Here is a 21,136-nt window from a genome sequence, read left to right on the forward strand (position 1 = left end):
ACCGCGACCGTCACGGCCGCGGTGACGCAGCGTCATGCACAACTGCACTGCAATATTTGGAAATCCACAAGTTTTGTGATACGGTCTTTTCCTCAGTAATCGAACCATCGGTCTCCCCCTCCCAGCGGAGGTTTTTTTATGGTTGCGAACCCTTCGCCTCCCGCGAAGGGGGGCGGCATCCCTCCCGGAACTGATCCGAGGCTAGAGTTCGGTCGGCTGATCATCGAATAGCGGACTCCGGCGGCTTGTGGTGGGGCACGGGCTGGCGGACGTGCGTTTCTCCGTAGACAGGTCGACGCCGGCACGGCGTCACCATTCGGCTTCTGGCCGCAACTGCGCAGGAGTAGCATAGGCGTATGGCAACAACGATGAAGAAGACCGCGCAGAGACAGGGTTTCAAGACCGGTGAATACATTGTCTACCCGGCACACGGCGTCGGACAGATCACCGCTATCGAGGAGCAGAACGTCGCGGGATATGCGCTTGAACTTCTGGTGATCAATTTCGAACAGGACAAGATGACGCTGCGAGTTCCGGTTGCCAAGATTGCAACCGTGGGAATGCGCAAGCTGGCGGATGCAGCCTTCGTCAAGAAGGCGCTCGAGACAGTGCGCGGACGCCCGCGCGTCAAGCGCACCATGTGGAGCCGCCGCGCCCAGGAATACGAAGCGAAGATCAATTCGGGCGACCTGATCGCCATTGCCGAGGTGGTCCGCGACCTGTTCCGGTCCGACAGCCAGCCCGAGCAGTCCTACTCCGAGCGTCAGCTCTACGAGGCCGCCCTCGACCGGATGTCTCGAGAGATCGCTGCGGTCAACAAGTGCTCGGACACCGAGGCAATCCGCCAGATCGAGCAGAACCTGGCCAAGTCCGCCAGCCGCAAGGCCGCTGCGGAGGCGGCAGCGGCCGCCGCTGCCCAGGGCGAGGATGGCGAGCAGACCGAAGCCGCCTGATACCCTGCTCGCGGCCGCTTCGATCGCGTCGCAACCTTTGAAAGTCAAGAAGGGCCCGGCGCGACACGCGCCGGGCCTTTTCGTTTGCGCATCCGGTTGGCGGCCAGGATGCTGATCAGGTAAACTTATCGCGACTGACGCAAACTTGTATTGGTTCTAATCGGGCTTGCGCGTCATGCTGGGTATCTGGACGCTGCCGCGACCGGAGCCCCATATCGCCCCGAAGGCGGCAGACCGGCGGAAATGAACCAAAGCACCGCCGGCATCGTATCAGATGACGAATGGAAGCGGAGACCGGCGCCAGCTTGCCGGGCACGCTTGAAGGTTCGGCTCCGGCGCCGCTGCGGCGATACCCGGATCCCAAGGCGCGGAGGTGTACACCGTGAGCTACCTTTCCGGAAACCGGCGTCAGATCGTACGGGCGGCCATGAATGCCCCCTATCTCAGCCGCGAGGAGGAGCATCAGCTTGCCCTCGACTGGCGCGACAAGGGCGACGAGGCGGCGCTCGAGCGCCTGAGCCTTGCGCATATGCGGCTCGTCATCGCAGTCGCCGCCAAGTACCGCAATTTCGGCCTCTCGATGAGCGATCTCATCCAGGAAGGCCATATCGGCCTGCTTGAGGCGGCGGCCCGCTTCGAGCCGGAGCGCGAGGTGCGTTTCTCCACCTATGCGACCTGGTGGATCCGCGCCTCGATCCAGGACTACATCCTGCGCAACTGGTCGATCGTCAGGGGCGGAACGTCCTCGACCCAGAAGGCGCTGTTCTTCAACCTACGCAGGTTGCGCGCCAAACTGTCGAGCGGCACGACCCGCATCACCGAAAGCGAGCTGATCGAGAAGATCGCGACAACGATGGGGGTCAAGGTCAACGACGTCGCGATGATGAGCGCGCGCCTGTCCGGCCCGGACACCTCGCTGAACGCTCCGGTGATGGAATCCGACGGCGCCAGCGCAGACAGGCAGGATTTCCTGGTGTCCGGCGACCCGCTGCCCGAGGAGATGGTCGGCGGTGCCATCGACACCGAGCGTCGCTCCCGCTGGCTGGAGTCAGCGCTTGGCGTGCTCAGCGAGCGCGAATTGCGCATCGTCCGCGAGCGGCGGCTGAGCGAAGACGGCGAAACGCTTGAGGCGCTCGGCCAGAAGCTCGGCATTTCGAAGGAGCGCGTACGGCAGATTGAGAGCCGCGCGCTGGAGAAGCTGCGCGACGCGCTGCTCAAGGTGCAGCCGGACAAGTTCGCCTATTGCGGCTAGCCTCCGGCCGGGGTCCTTCCGTTTCCCGGCAGGGTGCCGGCGGGAGCAGGCTTTGGCAGGACGAGCGGCGAGGTGATGCCTCGCCGGTTGCCCTGCCGGGCCGTGTGCAGTAGGAGGAACGATCACGCGGCCGATCCGGGCCGGTTCTTTACAGGGACGAGACATGACCGCACCCCGCCGCGCGCTCATCACCGGCGTGACCGGACAGGATGGCGCCTACCTGGCCCGCCTGCTGCTCGACAAGGGCTACGAGGTGCACGGGCTCAAACGTCGTTCCTCCTCCTTCAACACCGGCCGGATCGACCCGCTCATCCATGACCGCCACGAGGGCAACGGCCGTTTCGTCCTGCACTATGGCGATCTCACCGACAGCTCCTCGCTGATCCGCCTTGTGGCAGAGATCCGCCCCGACGAGATCTACAATCTCGCCGCCCAGAGCCATGTCATGGTGAGCTTCGAGACACCCGAATACACCGCCAACGCTGACGGCATCGGCGTGCTGCGACTGCTCGAGGCGATGCGCATCCTCGGCATGGAAAAGACCTGCCGCTTCTACCAGGCTTCGACATCGGAGCTCTACGGCAAGGTCCGCGAGACCCCGCAAAGCGAGACGACGCCCTTCTATCCGCGCTCGCCCTACGCGGCCGCCAAGCTCTACGGCTACTGGATCACGGTGAACTATCGCGAGGCCTACGGGATGCACGCCAGCAACGGCATCCTGTTCAATCATGAAAGCCCGCTGCGCGGCGAGACCTTCGTCACCCGCAAGATCACCCGCGCCGTCGCGGCGATCGAACTGGGCCTGCAGAAATCGCTCTATCTCGGCAATATCGATGCGCGCCGCGACTGGGGCCATGCCCGTGACTATGCCGAAGGCATGTGGCGGATGCTGCAGCAGCCGGAACCGGACGACTATGTCCTTGCCACTGGCGAGACGCGCAGCGTTCGCGAATTCGTCGAACGCGCCTTCGGCCGGCTCGGCCGCGAGATCGTCTGGTCGGGCGAGGGGGTCGAAGAGACCGGGCACGACCGCAAGACCGGCGACCTGCTGGTGGCGATCGATCCTGCCTATTTCCGCCCGACCGAAGTCGACCTGCTGCTCGGCGATCCGACCAAGGCGCGCGAAAGGCTGGGCTGGAGCCACATGACCGGCTTCGAAGACCTGGTCGACGAGATGGTCGATGCCGATCTCGAGCTTCTCAGTGTCGAGCGCCATGCGCGCCGCGCCTACGGGCGCGAGGAATGAGCGGGCAGGCCGACATGAACACCGGCGACCCTACCCGGCGGCGCGTCTTCGTTGCCGGACATCGCGGCATGGTCGGCTCGGCCATCTGCAGACGGCTTGAATCGGAACCGGTGGAGATCGTCACCCGCACGCGCGGCGAACTCGACCTGACCAACCAGGCCGCGGTATCCGCATTCTTCGCGGCCGAACGGATCGACGCGGTGATCCTGGCCGCCGCCCGCGTCGGCGGCATTCTGGCCAATGCCGAACAGCCGGTCGACTTCCTGCAGGACAACCTTCAGATCCAGACCAATGTCATTGGCGCGGCAGCCGCAGCGGGCGTCCCGCGTCTGGTGTTTCTCGGCTCGTCCTGCATCTATCCGAAATTTGCCGAGCAGCCGATCCGCGAAGACGCGCTGATGACCGCGCCGCTGGAACCGACCAACCAGTGGTACGCCATCGCCAAGATCGCCGGCGTCTACCTGTGCCAGGCCTATCGCCAGCAGCACGGCCTGTCCTACGTGTCGGCGATGCCGACCAATCTCTACGGCCCCAACGACAATTTCGACCTGGCGACGAGCCACGTCCTGCCGGCGCTGATCCGCAAGTTCGTCGAGGCGACCGAAGCGGCTAGCCCGGAAGTCGAGATCTGGGGCAGCGGTACGCCCTTGCGCGAATTCATGCATGTCGACGACCTCGCAGACGCGATCGTCTTCCTGCTCGATACCTATGACGGAAACGCACCTATCAATGTGGGGTCTGGCCAGGAGATCTCGATCGGCAACCTGGCGCGGCTGGTCGCCCGCGAGACCGGTTTTGCCGGCATGCTGCGCTTCAACACCTCGAAACCGGACGGAACCCCGCGCAAGCTGATGGATTCCGGCCGCCTCGCGGCGCTTGGCTGGAGTCCGCGCATCTCGCTGGAGGACGGCATCCGCCAGGCCGTGCGCTGGTATCTCGACAATCGCGCCGAACTGGGCGCCGACGGCAAGGCAGACAGACCATCATGACAATCGAAAAGCTCCATCTCGGCTGCGGCGTGAAGCATATTCCCGGCTTCTACCATGTCGACGCCCTCGACTACCCCCATGTCGACCGCATCGGCCCGGTCGAGGATCTCTACTTCATCGAGGACGGCACGGTTCGGCTGATCTATGCCTGCCACGTGCTGGAGCATTTCGGCCGCAACGAATACAAGGCCGTGCTGGCCGAATGGTGCAGGGTGCTGGCGCCCGGCGGCGTGCTGCGCATCGCGGTGCCCGATTTCCGCGCCGCCGCCGAACTCTACCTGGACGCCTCGAACGGGTTTGGCCTGCCCCACGTGATGGGCTTGCTCGTCGGCGGCCAGCGCGACCAGTACGACTACCACAAGGTCGCCTTCGACGAGGAAACGCTCTCCGCCGCCTTGCGCGAGGTCGGGTTTTCCGCAACCCGCCGCTGGGACTGGCGCGAGACGGAGCACAGTTCCCTCGACGATTACTCGCAAGCCTATCTGCCGCACATGGCCAAGGACACCGGCCGGCTTGTCAGCCTCAACCTGGAAGGCGTGAAATAGGCAGCCCGGCGCGCCGGCATGACGACGCGCTCAGAAGTGCTCCGGCCGCACCACCTGGACGTCCGAGACGGAAACGATCCCGGCCTGGCGCGCCACCATGGCAAAAACCGGATCCATGACCTCGTCGGCGCGTTCGGCCGACAGGATGCAGACGATGACGATCATGCGTCCGGCCTCGCCGACCATGCCCTCCCGGCTCCACTCGCCGCCGCGCCCGCGGCCGCCGAGTGCCGGCAGCACCGTGTAGCCGGTGACCTGCAGCCGGTCGAGAAGGGCGGTCAGGCGATCCTGCACGGGCGCCTCGACAATGATCTCGATCCGCTTCTTCGCGTAGGTCCTCATGATCGCCATCCCTTCATGATGCAATCAGTTGCCCGATGGCCGCATAGAGCGGGATGCCGAGCGTCAGGTTGAACGGGAAGGTAATGCCCAGCGACAGCGTCAGGTAGATGGCCGGGCGCGCCTCGGGCAGGGCGATGCGCATCGCTGCCGGAACCGCGATATACGACGCCGACGCGGTCAGGGTAATCAGCAGCGCTGCGCCGCCGGCCGACAAGCCGCACAACCAGGCAAACGGTGTCGCGATCGCCGCGCCGACAAGCGGCATCAGGAGGCCGAAGCCGATCACACCCGGCGTCATGCTGCGATAACCCGCACGCAGACCGCGTCCGGCGATCACTCCCATGTCGAGCAGGAACAGGCACAGGATCCCCTTGAACGGGTCGACGATGAACGGCGCGATATCCGCAAGGCCCTTCTCGCCGGTGATCATGCCGATGACGAAGGCGCCGATCAGCACGATAACGGAGCCATTAAGGGCGATCTCGCGGAAAAGGCCGCCTCCGTGATCCTCCGCCGCCGGACGGCGGCCATCGCCGCGAGAGGCGAGCCACAGCGCGACAAGGATCGCCGGGGTCTCCATCACCGCCGCGACCGCGACGATATAGCCCTCATAAGCAAGGCCCAGACCCTGCACGCTCTCGCTCGCCGCCACCAGGGTGACGATGGAAATCGAGCCGTAGTGACCAGCGACCGCCGCCCGGTCGACGCGCGGCAGGGACGACATCCAGGACAGCAGGACGAAGGCGACGAGCGGCACGAAGGCGGACAGAACCGCCCCCGCGGCGAGCGTCACGACGAGGCCGAGATCAAGGCCGTGAGCGGCGACGCCGACACCTCCCTTGAAACCGATCGCCAGCATCAGATAGAGCGCCAGGGCCTTCGCCACCGCCTCCGGCAACGCCAGGTCGGACCGCGCAAGCGCCGCCGCGGCGCCCAGCGCGAAGAACAGCACCATCGGCGAACCAAGGTTCGACAAGGCTATCGCCAGGGTATCACCCATCACTCCCCCCAGAACCGGAACCCGATTGCCGAATGACGGCGCCGGGTACGGAAAACCACGTAAATCGCCTATCTGGAACGGGCCTGGAAAAATTCAATCCGGCGCGCCTGCCGGCACCGCGTTTTTTTCCTCGCCCTCAGCGGGCCGATGCAGGATCGGGCAGGGTCGATGCGGTGTGGAAGCGGTCGGTTTGCGGATCGAGCAGGCGCAACTCGCCCGAGCCGATGTCGAACCAGGCCCCGTGCAGCGACAGTCGCCCCTTTTCCTCCAGGATGCGGACGCACGGAAAACTGCGCAGGTTGACAAGCGACTGGCGCACGCCGGCATATTCCAGCGCCAGCTGCGGATCGTCGTCCCGCTCGATCTTCAGGCAGCGGAATTCGGCCGCCGGTTCCAGCAGCGTCATCCACTTGCCGATGAAATCGCCCGGAGACAGCGGCGCCGCGTCCTGATTGAGGAATGCCTTCACGCCGCCGCACTGGCCGTGGCCCATCACGACGATGTGGCGCACCTTGAGCGCCTGGACGGCAAACTCGAGAGCCGCGCTGGTCGAGTGATAATCATTGTCGGGCGTATAGGGCGGAACCAGATTGGCGACGTTGCGCACCACGAAGAGCTCACCCGGCCCGGCGCTGAAAATACCCTCCGGAGTGACGCGGCTGTCGCAACACGAGACGACCATCACCTCGGGCTGTTGGCCGTAAAGCGCCAACCGCTCGTAGTCGGGGCGGCTCGCCCGATGCGCGTTTTCCAGATAACCGCGATACCCGGTAAGCAACTCCCGCGGAAATGCGGTCGCAGCCGGTCCGTCCGTGTCAGGTGCCATTGTCGTCATCCGTCCTGTTCGCCACGTCCTGTTCGCCAAGTCTCCTGTCGGCCGGTTCGCCGACAGCCCCGCCAGCCTACGTCAATCCGCAGGCCCCATGCGACTGGCGGCAGAACCTATGCGCAAGCCGACGCAACGTCCAGCCGTGAAGCGGCGCGGGAACATTCGGCGTCGCGTCACCGGAAGGTCGCGCTTGCGTGCTGCGTCGCCAACCTGTCTTATTGCACCCGCGAAGGCACCGCGACAGAACGGCAGGGGAGCGTGGGAGTGAGCAAGACCAGTTCAGGACATTTTTTCGAGGATTTCAGCGTCGGCCAGGTGCTGCGCCATGCGACCCCGCGCACGGTGACGGGCGGCGACGCGGCGCTCTACACCGCACTCTACGGCTCCCGCTTCGCCGTCCAGTCCTCCGATACCTTCGCCAGCGCGATCCGCTATCCGCAGGCGCCGGTCGACGACCTGCTCGTCTTCCACATCGTCTTCGGCAAGACAGTGCCGGACATCTCCCTCAACGCGGTCGCCAATCTCGGCTACGCGGGCGGGCGCTTCCTGGCACCCGTCTATCCCGGCGACACGCTGTCGGCCGTGTCCGAGGTGATCGGCGTCAAGGAGAACTCCAACGGCAGGACCGGCGTCGTCTATGTACGCTCCACCGGTTACAAGCAGGACGGCACAGAAGTGCTCGATTATGTCCGCTGGGTCATGGTGAAGAAGCGCGATCCGGCCAGTCCGGCGCCGGATCCGCTGGTGCCGGACCTGCCCGAGGCGATCGACCCGGACGGGCTGGGCGATGCCTGTCCGCTGATCGACCCGCAAGCCTGGGACAACGGCCTTTCCGGCGCACCGCACCGTTTCGGCGACTACGCGGTCGGCGAACGCATCGACCATGTCGACGGCATGACGGTGGAGGAAGCCGAGCACCAGATCGCAACGCGCCTCTACCAGAACACGGCCAAGGTGCATTTCAACCAGTTCACGGAAGGGCAGGGCCGCTTCGGCCGCCGCCTGATCTATGGCGGCCATGTCATCTCGATCGCCCGCGCGCTTTCCTTCAACGGCCTCGGCAACGCCTTTCATGTCGCCGGGATCAACGCCGGACGGCATGTGGCGCCGCTCTTTGCCGGCGACACGGTCTTCGCCTGGTCGCAGGTGCTGGAGACCGCGTCGATCTCCGGCCGCCAGGATGTCGGAGCCCTCCGCCTGCGCATGATCGCGACGCGCGACCGGCCCTGCCACGACTTCCCGCTCCTCGACGCGGACGGCGCCTATGACGAGAGCGTCATTCTCGACTTCGACTGCTGGACCCTGATGCCCCGCTAGCGCCGCGCGTTCCGGCCATTGACCTGTGGTTCTTCGCCGGCCAGGGGGATAGACTGTCCCCGCGGAGGACGACATGCTCACCACCCTTTCCGCCCGCGAAGCCGGCCTGCTTTTCGGGATCATGCAGGATCTGACGCGCCTGACGGACAGCCCGGCGCTGCGCGAACGCACCGGGCAGCGGTTGCTGGAACTGCTGCAGGCCGATTTCTACGCCTCCTATGTCTGGCAGGCCGATGGCAGCGGATATGCCCAGCGCGTCGCCATCAACATGAGCATCGACAACCTCGCCGGCTACGACCGCCACTATCAGTTCCGCGATCCCATCACGCGGCCGCTTCAGCGGTGCCGCCGCGCCACCCATGTCAACACGATCATGGCGCAGGAGGACCTGATGCGGACCGAGTTCTTCAATGATTTCCTCGCTCGCGACGGTCTCCACCACGGCATGAACTTCCATGCCCATGACGGCACCGACCATATCGGCGACATCAGGATCTGGCGGCGGCGCGGTCGCGAGAGCTTCGAACGCCGGGAGCTCGACATTCTCGATGCGGTAGGCGAAGCCTTTCGCAATGCTCTCTGCTCGTTGCGCAGCTTCGAAAGCCGGCTCAACGCGGCGGATCCCAGGACACGGCTCAGCGCACTCGCCCGGCAGTGGTCCCTTACCCGCCGCGAAGCCGAAGTCCTGGCCTGCGCCGGAACGGGCCAGCGGGACACGGAAATCGCCCGAACGATGGGAATCTCCGTGACCACCCTGCGCACCCATCTGCGCAACATTTTCCAGAAATCCGGTCTCGACGGCCGCACGGCGCTGGCCGGACGCCTGTCCGGTCTCGCCGACAGCAACCGGCCCGACACGACGCGGAAGTCGACCCCCTAATCTGCCGAAATGCCGAAAGTTGCGTTTCTCCTCATTTGCGATGAGGCGGAGCCGCTTTTTTGTCTGCTTCATGACCCGGTCCCGGACCGGGACTTAAAGGGAGGAACCGGCATGCAACGCTGTTTGACCACGATCCTGTTTTCCGCCTCGCTGACGTTGGCCGCCTCGGCGGCCGCAGCCGAACAGGACCTTGCAGAAATGAGCGCCGGACAGGCGGCGCGGGCCATCGCCAGCGGCGACACCACATCCGCAGCGCTCGTCGAGACGCTGCTCGAAAGGATCGCGGCGGCGAAAAGCGGAAACGCCTTCATCGCGATCGACGCGCAGGGCGCCAGGGAAGGCGCCCGCGATGCGGATGCCGCCATGGCGCGCGGCGAAGCGGCAGGACCGCTGCACGGCGTACCGATCGTCATCAAGGACAATATCGCGACGTCCGGCCTGGCGACCACCGCAGGCACGCCCGCGCTGAAAGGATGGACGCCCGAGACGGACGCTCCCGTTGTCGCGCGGTTGCGCGCTGCCGGTGCGCTCGTCCTCGGCAAGACCAACCTGCATGAACTCGCCTTCGGCATCACGTCCAACAACGCCGGTTTCGGCGCGGTCGCCAATGCCTATGACCCGTCCCGTTTCGCCGGCGGATCGAGCGGGGGAACGGCTGCTGCCATCGGCGGACGTCTTGCGCCCGCCGGACTTGGAACCGACACGGGCGGATCGGCGCGCATTCCCGCAGCGCTCAACGGCATCGCCGGCTTCCGGCCGAGCAGCGGACGCTATCCGCAGGCCGGTATCGTACCCATCTCCCACACCCGCGACACCGCAGGACCGATGGCCCGCACCGTCGCAGACATCGTGCTGCTTGACGGCATCATCACGGAAACACCGACCGCGCTCGAGCCGGCGCTCCCGGCCGGCATCAGGATCGGCGTCCCGGCCGCGTTCCACACGGACCTCGACCCGGAAACCCGCCGCCTCGCCCAGGCAGCGCTTGATGCCATGGAGGCAGCCGGAGTGACCCTCGTGCCGCTCGACATGGCCGCTGTCACGGAACTCAACAACCGGATCGGTTTTCCGATCGCGCTTTGGGAGGCGAAACGCGATCTCGCCGCCTTCCTTGCGGAACACGGCACCGACCGGGACCTCGCGGCAGTGGCGGACGAAATCGCCAGCCCCGACGTCCGTTTCGTCTTCGACGAGCTCATCCTCGGCGACAAGGCAATCCCGGACGCTGTCTATCAGGACGCGATCGGAAACGGCCGGCCAAGGCTTCAGGCGCTTTATGCCGAGACCTTCGCCCGCCACGACCTCGACGCCATTGCCTTCCCCACCACGCCGCTGCCGGCGCAACCCATCGAGGGGTCGGACGAAACGGTGATGCTGAACGGCAAGCCGGCGCCGACCTTCCCGACCTTCATCCGCAACACGGACCCGGGCTCGAATGCCGGCATACCGGGGATTTCACTGCCGGCCGGCCTGACGCGCGACGGCCTTCCCGTAGGCCTGGAACTCGATGGGCCGGCCTTTTCCGACCGGCACCTGCTGGCGATCGCACTTGCGGTCGAGGCGATGCTGCCGGCAACGCCGGCGCCGCGATAAGGACCGGGCCGACCGTCCGGTCGGCCCCTCCCTGATGGACCCAGGGCCGGCACCGCTCCCGGGGTTGGTCCTAGCCCTTCGACCCGGGACCGGCCAGCGGATGATGGCTCTCGACAAGCGCGGCGAGGCGCTCGTCGAGCACATGGGTGTAGATCTGGGTCGTCGAGATGTCCGCATGGCCGAGCAACTGCTGCACGACCCGCAGGTCGGCGCCGTTCTGCAGCAGATGCGAGGCGAAGGCGTGGCGCAGGACATGCGGCGACAGCATGCCCGGTTCGAGCCCGGCGGACACGGCAAGCTCCTTCAGGTCGCGGGCAAAGGCCTGGCGGGTGAAATGCCCGCTTTCCCCGTGCGAGGGAAACAGCCAGCGGCTTTGCGTGTAAACGCCCTCGCCGCGCCGGCGCGCCACATAGGCGCGCATCGCCGCGCGCGCCGCCTGGCTGAGAGGCACCAGGCGCTCCTTGTTTCCCTTGCCGGTCACCGCGATCAGCCGCTCGTCGCGCAGCGCCGCCGACAGGGGCAGCGAGACAAGCTCCGAGACGCGCAAGCCCGTGGCGTAGAGAACCTCGAGCAACGCATGCATGCGCAGGGCCCTGAGTGCGGCTGCCGGCGAGGGCGCCTCGACCAGCGTAGCCGTCCGCGCCGCGTCAAGCAGCCGGTCGACCTCCTCGATACCGAGCACCTTGGGCAGGGCGGCGCGGCGCTTGGGCGTTGCCACCGTGCGGGTCGGGTCGTCGCCGCGAAGGCCCTCGGTGAACAGGTGCCGGTAGAACTGACGCAGGGCCGACAGCCGGCGCGCCTGCGAACTGGCGGCAAAGCCGCGTGCGGTCAGATGCGACAGGTAGGCGGTGACCGCGTTCTTGTCCGCGCCGGCAAGCGAGGCTTTTCGGCCGGCCAGGAAACCCGAAAAATCCTCCAGGTCGCGGCGATAGCTCTCGAGCGTGTTCTCGGCAGCGCCGCGTTCCGCCGACAGCATTTCCAGGAACCCTTCCAGGAGCAGCCCGTCACCCGCCATTCGCCCAGTCCTCCTGCCGCCCGCCGCCGAAACGCCCCTTGAGCGTCGTTCAGCGCCCGAAGCCGTCCATCCGGAGCCGCACGGTGATCTCATGCGGATCCGGTTCCACAAGGGTTCCAAGCGCATAGATCGTGCCGGTGCCGATACCGGCAAGGGCCACGAGGACGAGCAGCAGGCGGGTAAGCGTGGGCATGGGACCGGCGTTCGACCCTGTCGGTTTGATCGATGGTCTCCCCTTATCGGACAAGCCGCCGCCCCCATGCAAGCGCGCAGGCGCCATGGTGTGCCGGCGAAATGGCGCCCACGACCCGCCAAGGCTTGACTATCGGGCCCGGACAAGGGCAAAGCGATGGGATGCGAGGGGAGAGCGCCATCCGATGTCCGCGGTTCCGAAAATCATCGAGCAGGCGAGAGTCGCCAGGCTTGTCGAACGGCTGGACGGGCGTTCCATCGTGCTGGTCGGCATCATGGGCTGCGGAAAATCCAGCGTCGGACGCAGGTTGTCGCAGGCGCTCGACCTCTCCTTCGTCGACGCCGACACCGAGATCGAGGCGGCCGCGAACCTCACGATCCCGGAGATTTTCGAACAGCATGGCGAACCCTATTTCCGCGCCGGGGAACAGCGTGTCATCGCCCGGTTGCTGAAGAGCGGGCCGCAAGTGCTTGCCACCGGCGGGGGAGCCTACATGAGCGCGGAAACGCGCGACGAGATCCGGGCCGCCGGCATCGCCGTCTGGCTGCGGGCCGAACTTGGCCTGATCATGAGCCGGGTGCGCCGCAAGCCGACCCGGCCGCTGCTCAACGCCCCGGACCCGGAGGCGGTCCTGCGCCAGCTGTTGGCCGACCGCGAGCCCTTCTATGCCCTGGCCGATGTCGCTATCTGGTCGCGTGACGTGCCGCATGAAGCCGTCGTCGTCGACATTGTAGAGGCGCTGGAACGGCATCTCGGCCTCGCCGCAGAACCCGCCGTCGCATCCGCCGAAGCCGAAACACCATGACCGCAAGGGACCCGATGACACAGGCTGCAGACCCGCACACAGACGACATCGCCGCGCAGAGGGTCGCCGTCGATCTCGGCACCCGGTCCTACGACATCCTGATCGGCCGCGACCTGCTGTCGGGTGCCGGCGCGCGCATCGCGGAGGCGCTGCCCGGTGCCCGCGTCGCCGTCGTCACCGACGAAACGGTCGCCAGGCATCACCTGTCCGCCCTGCAGGATTCGCTGGAGGCGGCCGCCATCGGCTTCGTCTCGATCCTGCTGCCGCCCGGCGAGGCGAGCAAGCGCTTCGACGTGTTCGAGACCGTCTGCGACCGGGTGCTCGAGGCGCGGCTCGAGCGCGGCGACGCGATCGTTGCCCTTGGCGGCGGGGTCGTCGGCGACCTTGCCGGTTTCGTCGCCGCCAGCGTGCGGCGCGGCATGCCCTTCGTGCAGATGCCGACAAGCCTGCTCGCCCAGGTGGACAGTTCCGTCGGCGGCAAGACCGGCATCAACGTCCGCCACGGCAAGAACCTGATCGGCGCCTTCCACCAGCCCGTGCTGGTGCTCGCCGACACGTCCGTGCTCGACACGCTCAGCCCGCGCGAGTTCCGCGCCGGCTACGCGGAGGTCGTCAAATACGGCCTGCTTGGCGATGCCCCCTTCTTCTCCTGGCTCGAGGCGAACCACCGCGCGGTCTTTGCCGGCGGCCCCGAGCGCGAGGAGGCGATTGCCGCCTCCTGCCGGGCCAAGGCGCGTGTTGTCGCGGCCGACGAGTTCGAGGCCGGCGAGCGGGCCCTGCTCAATCTCGGCCACACGTTCGGCCACGCGCTGGAGGCCATCGTCGCCTATGACGGCACCCGGCTGGTGCATGGCGAGGGCGTTGCCATCGGCATGCGGCTCGCCTTCGACTTCTCCCGGACGCTGGGCCTTTGCGGCGTCGACGACTGCGCCCGCGTGGCGGCGCATCTTGCCGCCGTCGGACTGCCGACCCATATCGGGGATATCCCCGGACAAATGCCACCGGCCGACACGTTTCTGGATATCATGGCGCAGGACAAGAAGGTGAGCCGCGGCGCCCTGACCTTCGTTCTGGTGCGTGGTATCGGCGAGGCCTATGTCGAGCGCGGCGTCGATCCGGCGCGGCTGCACGGCTTCCTCACCGACGAACTGGCACGGGGCGCCTGACGAACCCGAAGCGGCCTGTCGTCCTCGCGGACGGACCGGGCGAGGACTTGCCCGGGTTGCCCGCGAGGGCGGCCCGGTTTTCTGACTTACCGCGTTTTCGCAAGGCGGGCCGACCCCGCCGTGCCGGAAAATGCCGACCAAGCGAGACGACACATGACTGATGCCAGCCTGTGGCTTTCCATCGTCGCGATCCTCGTGCTGCTGGCGATGTCCGGCTTCTTCTCCGGCTCCGAGACGGCGCTGACGGCCGCATCCCGTGCCCGCATGCTGCAGCTCGAGAAGGGCGGCGAACGCCGCGCCGGCGTCGTCGGCCGGCTGATTTCAGCGAAGGAGCGGCTGATCGGCGCGCTGCTGCTGGGCAACAATCTCGTCAACATCCTGGCCTCCGCGCTGGCGACCAGCGTCCTGCTCGACATATTCGGCGATGCCGGCGTGGTCTACGCGACGCTGGTGATGACCGCACTGGTGCTGATCTTTTCCGAAGTCCTGCCCAAGACCTGGGCGATCTCCAATCCGGACCGCTTCGCCATTGCCGTGTCGCCGGTCGTGCGCGTCGTCGTCATCCTCTTCGCCCCGGTGGTGATGGGTGTCGAGGTGATCGTCCGCGCGATCCTGCGGGTCTTCGGCGTCGACGTCTCGGAGAACCGCAACGTGCTCTCGGCGCATGAGGAACTGCGCGGCACGGTCGACCTGCAACATCTGGAAGGCGGGCTGGTCAAGGCGGAGCGCGACCGCATCGGCGGACTGCTCGACCTTGCCGACCTGGAAGTCTCGGATGTCATGGTTCATCGCACCAAGATGAACACGCTGAATGCCGACGATGACCCGGAAAAGCTGATCCAGGAGGCGCTCGACAGCCCCCATACCCGGCTGCCCCTGTGGCGTGGGCAGACCGACAACTATATCGGCGTGCTGCATGCCAAGGACCTGTTGCGCGCGCTGGCGAAAGCCGGCGGCGACGCAAGCCGGCTCGATCTCGATCAGCTCGTCTCGCCGCCCTGGTTCGTGCCCGACACGACCAGCCTGCAGGACCAGCTCAACGCCTTCCTCAAGCGCAAGGCGCATTTTGCCCTGGTCATCGACGAGTATGGCGAGGTGATGGGCCTCGTCACACTGGAGGACATTCTCGAGGAGATCGTCGGCGAGATTTCCGACGAGCACGATGTCGAGCTCGCCGGCGTGCGGCCGCAGCCCGACGGTTCGATCATCGTCGACGGCAGCGTGCCGATCCGCGATCTCAACCGCGCGGTCGACTGGCGCCTGCCGGATGACGAGGCAACGACCATCGCCGGCCTGGTGATTCACGAGGCGCAGATGATCCCCGAGGAGCGCCAGGCCTTCACCTTCCACGGCTACCGCTTCACGGTGCTCAAGCGGGAGAAGAACCGGGTGACGCGGCTGAAGATCACGCCCCTTTCAAAGGAGGTGGCGGGTTCCGTCAAGTCGGCCATCGTCGCCGGGGCGACGCCGCTGCCGCCGCCCGCCCCCACCGTGATGCAGGGCAACTGACCGCACGGGCGGACGGTTCGACCCGCGCCCTCAGTCGATCGAGGCGCGCCCGCCACCACGCGGGTCGGGCTCGTCCGGGGTTCGTGCCTCGATCGCCAGCGCATGGACGCCGGCCTCGAAGGCCGGCTTCAGGCAATCGTTGATCGCCCGGTGCCGGGCAACCCGGCCGAGGCCGGCAAGCGCCTCCGCGACAATGCGGACGCGGAAGTGGGTCTCGCCACCTTCGCGCCATCCGCCATGACCACGATGACGCTCCGATTCGTCGATCACCTCGAGGCTCGCCGGCGAAAACATCTCCGTCAGCTGCCGCTCAATCTGTTGCTTGATGCTCATGCTTTCCATGTGACAGACTTTTTGCCCCCGTCAAGAGCTTGCCGAACCATGCACCGTCCCCCTATTTATGCGGATCGTCCCGGCGCCTGCCGCGCTGTCGCGGACCGCAGCCAACGTAAATTGGACCCAGACCGGTGACTTCGGACATTTTCGACCGGATCCGCATATCGCCGAAGCGTGCCCGCGCCGAGGAGGAATTCGTGTGCGAGCAGTCCTGCGAGTGGCAGGGCTGCGCGCAGGCGGGAACCCATCGCGCGCCGAAGGGCCGCCACGCGGACGGCGAGTACTATCGTTTCTGCCTCGACCACGTGCGCGAGTACAACAAGTCCTACAATTATTTCTCCGGCATGGACGACGACCAGACCCGCGCCTACCAGCGCGACGCACTGACCGGTCACCGGCCGACCTGGAAGATGGGCGTCAACGCCAAGGCCGCCGACGGCACCGCCTGGTCGGACACCGACCCGCAGCAGGCGGCCCGCGCCCGCGCCGAGGCCCGTGCCGGGCGTGGCAAGGCAAGGACGTCGAGCAGCGGCGCGCGCGCCCCCAAGCTGAAGCAGCTCGAAGCGCGGGCCTTCGAGACACTCGGCCTGCCGCACCACGCCCGCAACGCCGAGATCAAGACCCGCTACAAGGAACTGGTCAAGCGGCTCCATCCCGATGCCAATGGCGGCGACCGTTCGCTGGAGGATCGGCTGCGCGAGATCATCAACGCCTACTCGCTGCTGAAGAAAGCCGGCTTCTGTTAGACGGGCTGCCGCGGGCCGCGCCCGAACCGGGCTTGCAGCTTGGCGCCGATGCGCTATGACATCGGATGTCTCCCGAGTTTCCCGACCGCAACCGGTTCGCCCGGTGACTGCGGTCTCCTGTCGCGGGGAGACCCTTTCCCGGCGCGTTTTGCGCCGACGCCGATCGCGACGAGGCGTTTTCACTTGGCCGGGCCGGGCTCTGGCAATAGGGTCTGGTTCGAAATCCCGTCCGCCGGCGCGGACGTAATCTGCATGCGATCGCGGACCCCGTCGCCCGGCGGGCCAGCGGAGGACAAATGACTGACACGACCCTGCCCGCCGACAACCTGCCCGACACCACCGTCTCCGTGCGCAAGACCTTCGGCATTGACAGCGACCTGACGGTTCCCGCCTACAAGGAGCCGAGCCCCCATACGCCGGACCTCGATCCCGACTACCTGTTCGACCGGCAGACCACCCTGGCGATCCTCGCCGGCTTCGCGCACAACCGCCGCGTCATGGTCACCGGCTACCATGGCACCGGCAAGTCGACCCATATCGAGCAGGTCGCCGCCCGGCTGAACTGGCCTTGCGTGCGTGTCAACCTGGACAGCCACATCTCCCGTATCGACCTGGTCGGCAAGGATGCCATCGTCATCCGCGACGGCCAGCAGATCACCGAGTTCCGTGACGGCATCCTGCCCTGGGCGCTGCAGAACAACATCGCCCTGGTCTTCGACGAATACGACGCCGGCCGCCCGGACGTGATGTTCGTCATCCAGCGCGTGCTCGAGGTGTCCGGCCGCCTGACCCTGCTCGACCAGAATAGGGTGATCCGCCCGCATCCCGCCTTCCGCCTGTTCTCGACGACGAACACGGTCGGCCTCGGCGACACGTCCGGCCTCTATCACGGCACCCAGCAGATCAACCAGGGCCAGATGGACCGCTGGTCGATCGTCACCACGCTGAACTACCTGCCGCATGACAACGAGGTCGAGATCGTGCTGGCCAAGGCCAAGCAGTACCAGAACGAGGAAGGCCGCAAGACCGTGTCGCGCATGGTCCGCCTCGCCGACATGACCCGCAACGCCTTTATCAACGGCGACCTGTCGACGGTGATGAGCCCGCGTACGGTGATCACCTGGGCGGAGAACGCGGAGATCTTCCAGGACCTGGGCTTTGCCTTCCGCGTCACCTTCCTCAACAAGTGCGACGAGATGGAGCGCACGCTGGTGGCCGAGTTCTACCAGCGCTGCTTCGGCGAGGAACTGCCCGAATCCGCCGCCAACGTGGTGATGAGCTGACCGGGTCGAAATGCGCAATCCGCCAACAGAAAAGAGCAAGCCGACGAGCGAGCCGCTGAAGCGGGCGATCGGCGACACGATGCGTGCCATCGCCGCCGATCCCGAGCTCGAGGTGCTCTTTTCGTCAGACCGCCCGTCGCTTTCCGGGCACACGGCCCGGCTGCCCGAACCCTCGCGCCGGCTCTCGGAGGGCGAGATCGCGGTCACCCGCGGCATCGCCGACGCCATGGCGCTGAAGCTCGCCTGCCACGATCCGTCGCTGCACCGCAAGCTGGTGCCGCAGAGCGAGACCGCGCGCGCCATCTTCGACGCGGTCGAGCAGGCGCGCTGCGAGGCCGTCGGTGCCAACCGCATGCCCGGTGTCGCCGACAACCTGTCCGCCATGCTGGAGGAGCGCTGCCGCAAGGCCGCCTATGCGGATGTGGCCAGCCGCGAGGACGCCCCGCTCGAGGAGGCGATCGCCTACATGGTGCGCGAACGGCTGACCGGCACGCCGGCGCCGAAAAGCGCTGCGCCGATGATCTCGCAGTGGCGCGAATGGATCGAGGACAAGGCCGGCGGCGCGCTTGACGATCTCGCCGGCCGGATCGAGGACCAGCAGGACTTCGCCCGCCATGTCCGCACCGTTCTCTCCTCGCTCGAGATGGACGAGGATTTCGGTCAGGAGAACGACGAAGAGGACGACGGCGACGACGACAGCGAGGGCCGCAACGAGCGCGGCGAAACCTCGGCCGAGGGCGAGGACGACGCCGGCGAGGAAGAGGGCGCCCCGCAGGAGATGGAGCGCTCCGGCGAGGAAATGGACGCCGGCGAGAGCGAAGGCCTCGAAGGCGACCTTGAGGAACTTTCCGACGACGACAGCGCCGACCAGGCGGAAGAGCCGGGCGAAAGCCAGCGCCGCGAACTGCCCTTCTCCAACCAGGCGCCGACTTCGGACTACAAGGTGTTTTCCACCCGCTTCGACGAGATGGTGCCGGCGGAAGAGCTCTGCGACACGGCGGAACTCGACCGGCTGCGCGGCCATCTCGACAAGCAGCTGGTCAACCTGCAGGGCGCGGTCGCGCGCCTCGCCAACCGCCTGCAGCGCAAGCTGCTGGCACAGCAGAACCGCTCCTGGTCCTTCGACCTGGAGGAAGGCCTGCTCGACACGGCCCGGCTGACGCGCGTCGTCACCGACCCGATGCAGCCGCTCGCCTTCAAGCAGGAAAGCGACATCAATTTCCGCGACACGGTGGTGACGCTGCTGCTCGACAATTCCGGCTCGATGCGCGGCCGCCCGATCACCGTCGCGGCCACCTGTGCCGACATTCTGGCCCGCACGCTGGAGCGCTGCGGCGTCAAGGTCGAGATCCTCGGCTTCACGACGCGGGCCTGGAAGGGCGGGCAGTCGCGCGAGGCGTGGCTTGCCGCCGGCAAGCCGGCCCAGCCGGGACGCCTCAACGACCTGCGCCACATCATCTACAAGTCCGCCGACGCGCCCTGGCGCCGGGCCCGGCGCAATCTCGGCCTGATGATGCGCGAGGGACTGCTGAAGGAGAACATCGACGGCGAGGCGCTGGACTGGGCTCACAAGCGCCTGCTTGGACGCCCCGAACAGCGCAAGATCCTGATGATGATCTCCGATGGCGCGCCGGTCGACGACTGCACCCTGTCGGTCAACCCGGGCAACTATCTGGAACGGCACCTGCGCTACATCATCGAGGAAATCGAAAACCGCTCGCCCGTCGAGCTGATTGCCATCGGCATCGGCCATGACGTGACCCGCTACTACAGCCGCGCGGTCACCATCGTCGACGCCGAGGAACTGGCCGGCGCCATGACCGACCAGCTTGCCGACCTGTTCGACGACCATACGGCGATGCCGGCGAACCGGCGCGGTCGCCGCCGGGCGACCCGCTAAGGCGATGTCCCGCCCGCTCCCCCTGACGGCCTGGCGCCGGCATCTCGCCGCCGGCGCCCTTGTCGCGCTCGCGACGCTTGCCGCCACGCTGCCCGCGCCGGTCCGCGCCGACATCCCGATCCAGTCGGTCACGATCCGCAGCAAGCCGATCGAGCATTTCCGCATCGGCCGGCCCGAACAGACCCGTTTCGGCGGCCTCACCTTCCTCGGAGGGCTGGAGCTGCTTGCGGGAAACCGGCACATGGGAGGCCTTTCGGGCCTGGTCGTCAGCCCGGACGGCAACCGCATGGTGGCCGTCGCCGACAACGGACTGTGGCTGACGGCGGACATCGAGAGCGCGCCGGACGGCCGCCCCCTCGCCGTGACGGGCGCAACGGTCGCGCCCGTGCTGGGTCCCGACGGGCGGGCGCTGCTCGACCGCGGCCGCGGCGACGCGGAGGCACTGGCGCTGCGCCTCGACGGGGACAGCGGCGCGGGGACGCTTTTCGTCGCGACCGAGCGCGATCACGAGATCTATGCCTTTCCCTGGCCGCTCGACCTGAAGGCGGCGGGCACGGCGCTCGACCTGCCGGCCGGCATCAAGCGGCTTCGCCACAACAAGGCGATGGAAGCGGTCGCTTTCGCCAATTCCGGCCCGCTCCGGGGAAGCCTCGTCGTCATCGCCGAACGTGGCCCCGGCTTCACCTCCGACCTGCCGGGCTTCCTCATCGGCGGCGCCACGCCCGGCACCTTCACCGTGGTCCGCCAGGACTCCTATGACGCCACCGACGCGAGCTTCCTGCCCGATGGCGACCTCCTGCTTCTGGAGCGGCGCTTCACCCTGCGCCACGGCATCGGCATGCGCCTGCGGCTGCTGCCGGCGGCGGAGATCGCTCCCGGCGCGCTGGTGACCGGCCACGTGCTGATGGAGGCCGGCTTTTCCGAGCAGATCGACAACATGGAAGGCGTGTCGGTGCATGTGAACGCGGCGGGCCAAACCATCGTCACGCTGATCTCCGATGACAACCGCTCGATCCTGCAGCGCACGCTGCTGCTGCGCTTCCGGCTTGACGACAGCGGACCGCTCACCGGGCCCGCCGCCGGTGCCGACCGGCCGTGACGCCGGGTTTCGGATCGCGTCTCGCCATCGTCATGTTGACATTGCGTGCGCGTGGCGGCATCTAGTTTGCGTCCGCTAAAGCGGACAGCCGTTTGGACCCTGAAGGATCCCATGTCGAAGCCGCGTTTCGCCCTTGCC

21 protein-coding genes are annotated in these 21,136 nt (G+C 66.9%); 15 read left to right on the forward strand and 6 right to left on the reverse strand.

Annotated elements, in window-relative coordinates:
• Positions 1-356 precede the first annotated feature (356 nt).
• The 5 genes from ACQY46_RS03035 (at position 357) to ACQY46_RS03055 (ending at position 4,985) form a co-directional block, all read left to right on the forward strand.
• Positions 357-953, forward strand: a complete 597-nt coding sequence (locus tag ACQY46_RS03035) for a CarD family transcriptional regulator (RefSeq protein ID WP_428698839.1) — start codon at positions 357-359, stop codon at positions 951-953.
• A gap of 427 nt (positions 954-1,380) precedes the next feature.
• On the forward strand, positions 1,381-2,205 hold the full coding sequence (locus ACQY46_RS03040; protein ID WP_428700396.1) for an RNA polymerase factor sigma-32: 825 nt from the start codon (positions 1,381-1,383) through the stop codon (positions 2,203-2,205).
• A 163-nt stretch (positions 2,206-2,368) separates the two neighbouring features.
• Positions 2,369-3,451 (forward strand): GDP-mannose 4,6-dehydratase, encoded by a 1,083-nt coding sequence (gmd, locus tag ACQY46_RS03045; protein WP_428698840.1) that lies wholly within the window; start codon positions 2,369-2,371, stop codon positions 3,449-3,451.
• Positions 3,448-4,440, forward strand: a complete 993-nt coding sequence (locus tag ACQY46_RS03050) for a GDP-L-fucose synthase family protein (protein WP_428698841.1) — start codon at positions 3,448-3,450, stop codon at positions 4,438-4,440. The genes gmd and ACQY46_RS03050 overlap by 4 nt, the downstream gene beginning before the upstream one ends.
• On the forward strand, positions 4,437-4,985 hold the full coding sequence (locus ACQY46_RS03055; RefSeq protein WP_428698842.1) for a class I SAM-dependent methyltransferase: 549 nt from the start codon (positions 4,437-4,439) through the stop codon (positions 4,983-4,985). The genes ACQY46_RS03050 and ACQY46_RS03055 overlap by 4 nt, the downstream gene beginning before the upstream one ends.
• Positions 4,986-5,015: 30 nt before the next feature.
• Here ACQY46_RS03055 and ACQY46_RS03060 read toward each other — a convergent pair whose 3' ends face one another.
• From ACQY46_RS03060 to ACQY46_RS03070, 3 genes are all read right to left on the reverse strand, one after another.
• Positions 5,016-5,327, reverse strand: coding sequence for a DUF190 domain-containing protein (locus ACQY46_RS03060; protein ID WP_306030321.1), 312 nt, complete (start codon positions 5,325-5,327; stop codon positions 5,016-5,018).
• A gap of 13 nt (positions 5,328-5,340) precedes the next feature.
• Positions 5,341-6,327, reverse strand: a complete 987-nt coding sequence (locus ACQY46_RS03065; RefSeq protein WP_428698843.1) for a sodium-dependent bicarbonate transport family permease — start codon at positions 6,325-6,327, stop codon at positions 5,341-5,343.
• 136 nt (positions 6,328-6,463) lie between these two features.
• Positions 6,464-7,153 (reverse strand): carbonic anhydrase, encoded by a 690-nt coding sequence (locus ACQY46_RS03070; RefSeq protein ID WP_428698844.1) that lies wholly within the window; start codon positions 7,151-7,153, stop codon positions 6,464-6,466.
• A 267-nt stretch (positions 7,154-7,420) separates the two neighbouring features.
• On the opposite strand from ACQY46_RS03070, the gene ACQY46_RS03075 reads away from it, so the two are divergent.
• The 3 genes from ACQY46_RS03075 to iaaH all read left to right on the forward strand — a co-directional run bounded on the left by ACQY46_RS03075 (position 7,421) and on the right by iaaH (position 10,946).
• Positions 7,421-8,473, forward strand: a complete 1,053-nt coding sequence (locus ACQY46_RS03075) for a MaoC family dehydratase (protein ID WP_428698845.1) — start codon at positions 7,421-7,423, stop codon at positions 8,471-8,473.
• A 73-nt stretch (positions 8,474-8,546) separates the two neighbouring features.
• A complete protein-coding gene (locus tag ACQY46_RS03080) occupies positions 8,547-9,353 on the forward strand; it encodes a response regulator transcription factor (protein WP_428698846.1) in 807 nt (268 codons plus the stop codon).
• A 111-nt stretch (positions 9,354-9,464) separates the two neighbouring features.
• Positions 9,465-10,946, forward strand: a complete 1,482-nt coding sequence (gene iaaH, locus ACQY46_RS03085; RefSeq protein WP_428698847.1) for an indoleacetamide hydrolase — start codon at positions 9,465-9,467, stop codon at positions 10,944-10,946.
• A gap of 70 nt (positions 10,947-11,016) precedes the next feature.
• Here iaaH and xerD read toward each other — a convergent pair whose 3' ends face one another.
• Positions 11,017-11,961 carry a site-specific tyrosine recombinase XerD gene (xerD, locus tag ACQY46_RS03090; RefSeq protein ID WP_428698848.1) on the reverse strand — a complete coding sequence of 315 codons (945 nt, stop codon included), beginning with the start codon at positions 11,959-11,961 and terminating at the stop codon, positions 11,017-11,019.
• A gap of 49 nt (positions 11,962-12,010) precedes the next feature.
• On the reverse strand, positions 12,011-12,154 hold the full coding sequence (locus ACQY46_RS03095) for a hypothetical protein (RefSeq protein WP_428698849.1): 144 nt from the start codon (positions 12,152-12,154) through the stop codon (positions 12,011-12,013).
• Between the two features lie 184 nt (positions 12,155-12,338).
• On the opposite strand from ACQY46_RS03095, the gene ACQY46_RS03100 reads away from it, so the two are divergent.
• The 3 genes from ACQY46_RS03100 to ACQY46_RS03110 all read left to right on the forward strand — a co-directional run bounded on the left by ACQY46_RS03100 (position 12,339) and on the right by ACQY46_RS03110 (position 15,634).
• Positions 12,339-12,959: a shikimate kinase gene (locus tag ACQY46_RS03100; RefSeq protein ID WP_428698850.1), complete on the forward strand. Its 621-nt coding sequence runs from the start codon at positions 12,339-12,341 to the stop codon at positions 12,957-12,959.
• 14 nt (positions 12,960-12,973) lie between these two features.
• Positions 12,974-14,125, forward strand: coding sequence for a 3-dehydroquinate synthase (gene aroB / locus ACQY46_RS03105; protein WP_428698851.1), 1,152 nt, complete (start codon positions 12,974-12,976; stop codon positions 14,123-14,125).
• Between the two features lie 153 nt (positions 14,126-14,278).
• On the forward strand, positions 14,279-15,634 hold the full coding sequence (locus tag ACQY46_RS03110; RefSeq protein WP_428698852.1) for an HlyC/CorC family transporter: 1,356 nt from the start codon (positions 14,279-14,281) through the stop codon (positions 15,632-15,634).
• Positions 15,635-15,664: 30 nt separating this feature from the next.
• Here the strand turns inward: ACQY46_RS03110 and ACQY46_RS03115 are convergent, their stop codons facing one another.
• Positions 15,665-15,967: a BolA family protein gene (locus tag ACQY46_RS03115; protein WP_428698853.1), complete on the reverse strand. Its 303-nt coding sequence runs from the start codon at positions 15,965-15,967 to the stop codon at positions 15,665-15,667.
• A 134-nt stretch (positions 15,968-16,101) separates the two neighbouring features.
• On the opposite strand from ACQY46_RS03115, the gene ACQY46_RS03120 reads away from it, so the two are divergent.
• From ACQY46_RS03120 to ACQY46_RS03135, 4 genes are all read left to right on the forward strand, one after another.
• Entirely contained in the window at positions 16,102-16,716 is a 615-nt protein-coding gene (locus ACQY46_RS03120; RefSeq protein ID WP_428698854.1) for a J domain-containing protein, read from the forward strand.
• Between the two features lie 296 nt (positions 16,717-17,012).
• Entirely contained in the window at positions 17,013-17,999 is a 987-nt protein-coding gene (gene cobS, locus ACQY46_RS03125) for a cobaltochelatase subunit CobS (protein ID WP_428698855.1), read from the forward strand.
• A gap of 10 nt (positions 18,000-18,009) precedes the next feature.
• On the forward strand, positions 18,010-19,899 hold the full coding sequence (gene cobT / locus ACQY46_RS03130) for a cobaltochelatase subunit CobT (protein WP_428698856.1): 1,890 nt from the start codon (positions 18,010-18,012) through the stop codon (positions 19,897-19,899).
• A 4-nt stretch (positions 19,900-19,903) separates the two neighbouring features.
• On the forward strand, positions 19,904-20,998 hold the full coding sequence (locus ACQY46_RS03135; protein ID WP_428698857.1) for an esterase-like activity of phytase family protein: 1,095 nt from the start codon (positions 19,904-19,906) through the stop codon (positions 20,996-20,998).
• The last annotated feature ends 138 nt before the right edge of the window (positions 20,999-21,136 follow it).

This window comes from Stappia sp. (assembly GCF_965276915.1).
GTDB lineage: Bacteria > Pseudomonadota > Alphaproteobacteria > Rhizobiales > Stappiaceae > Stappia.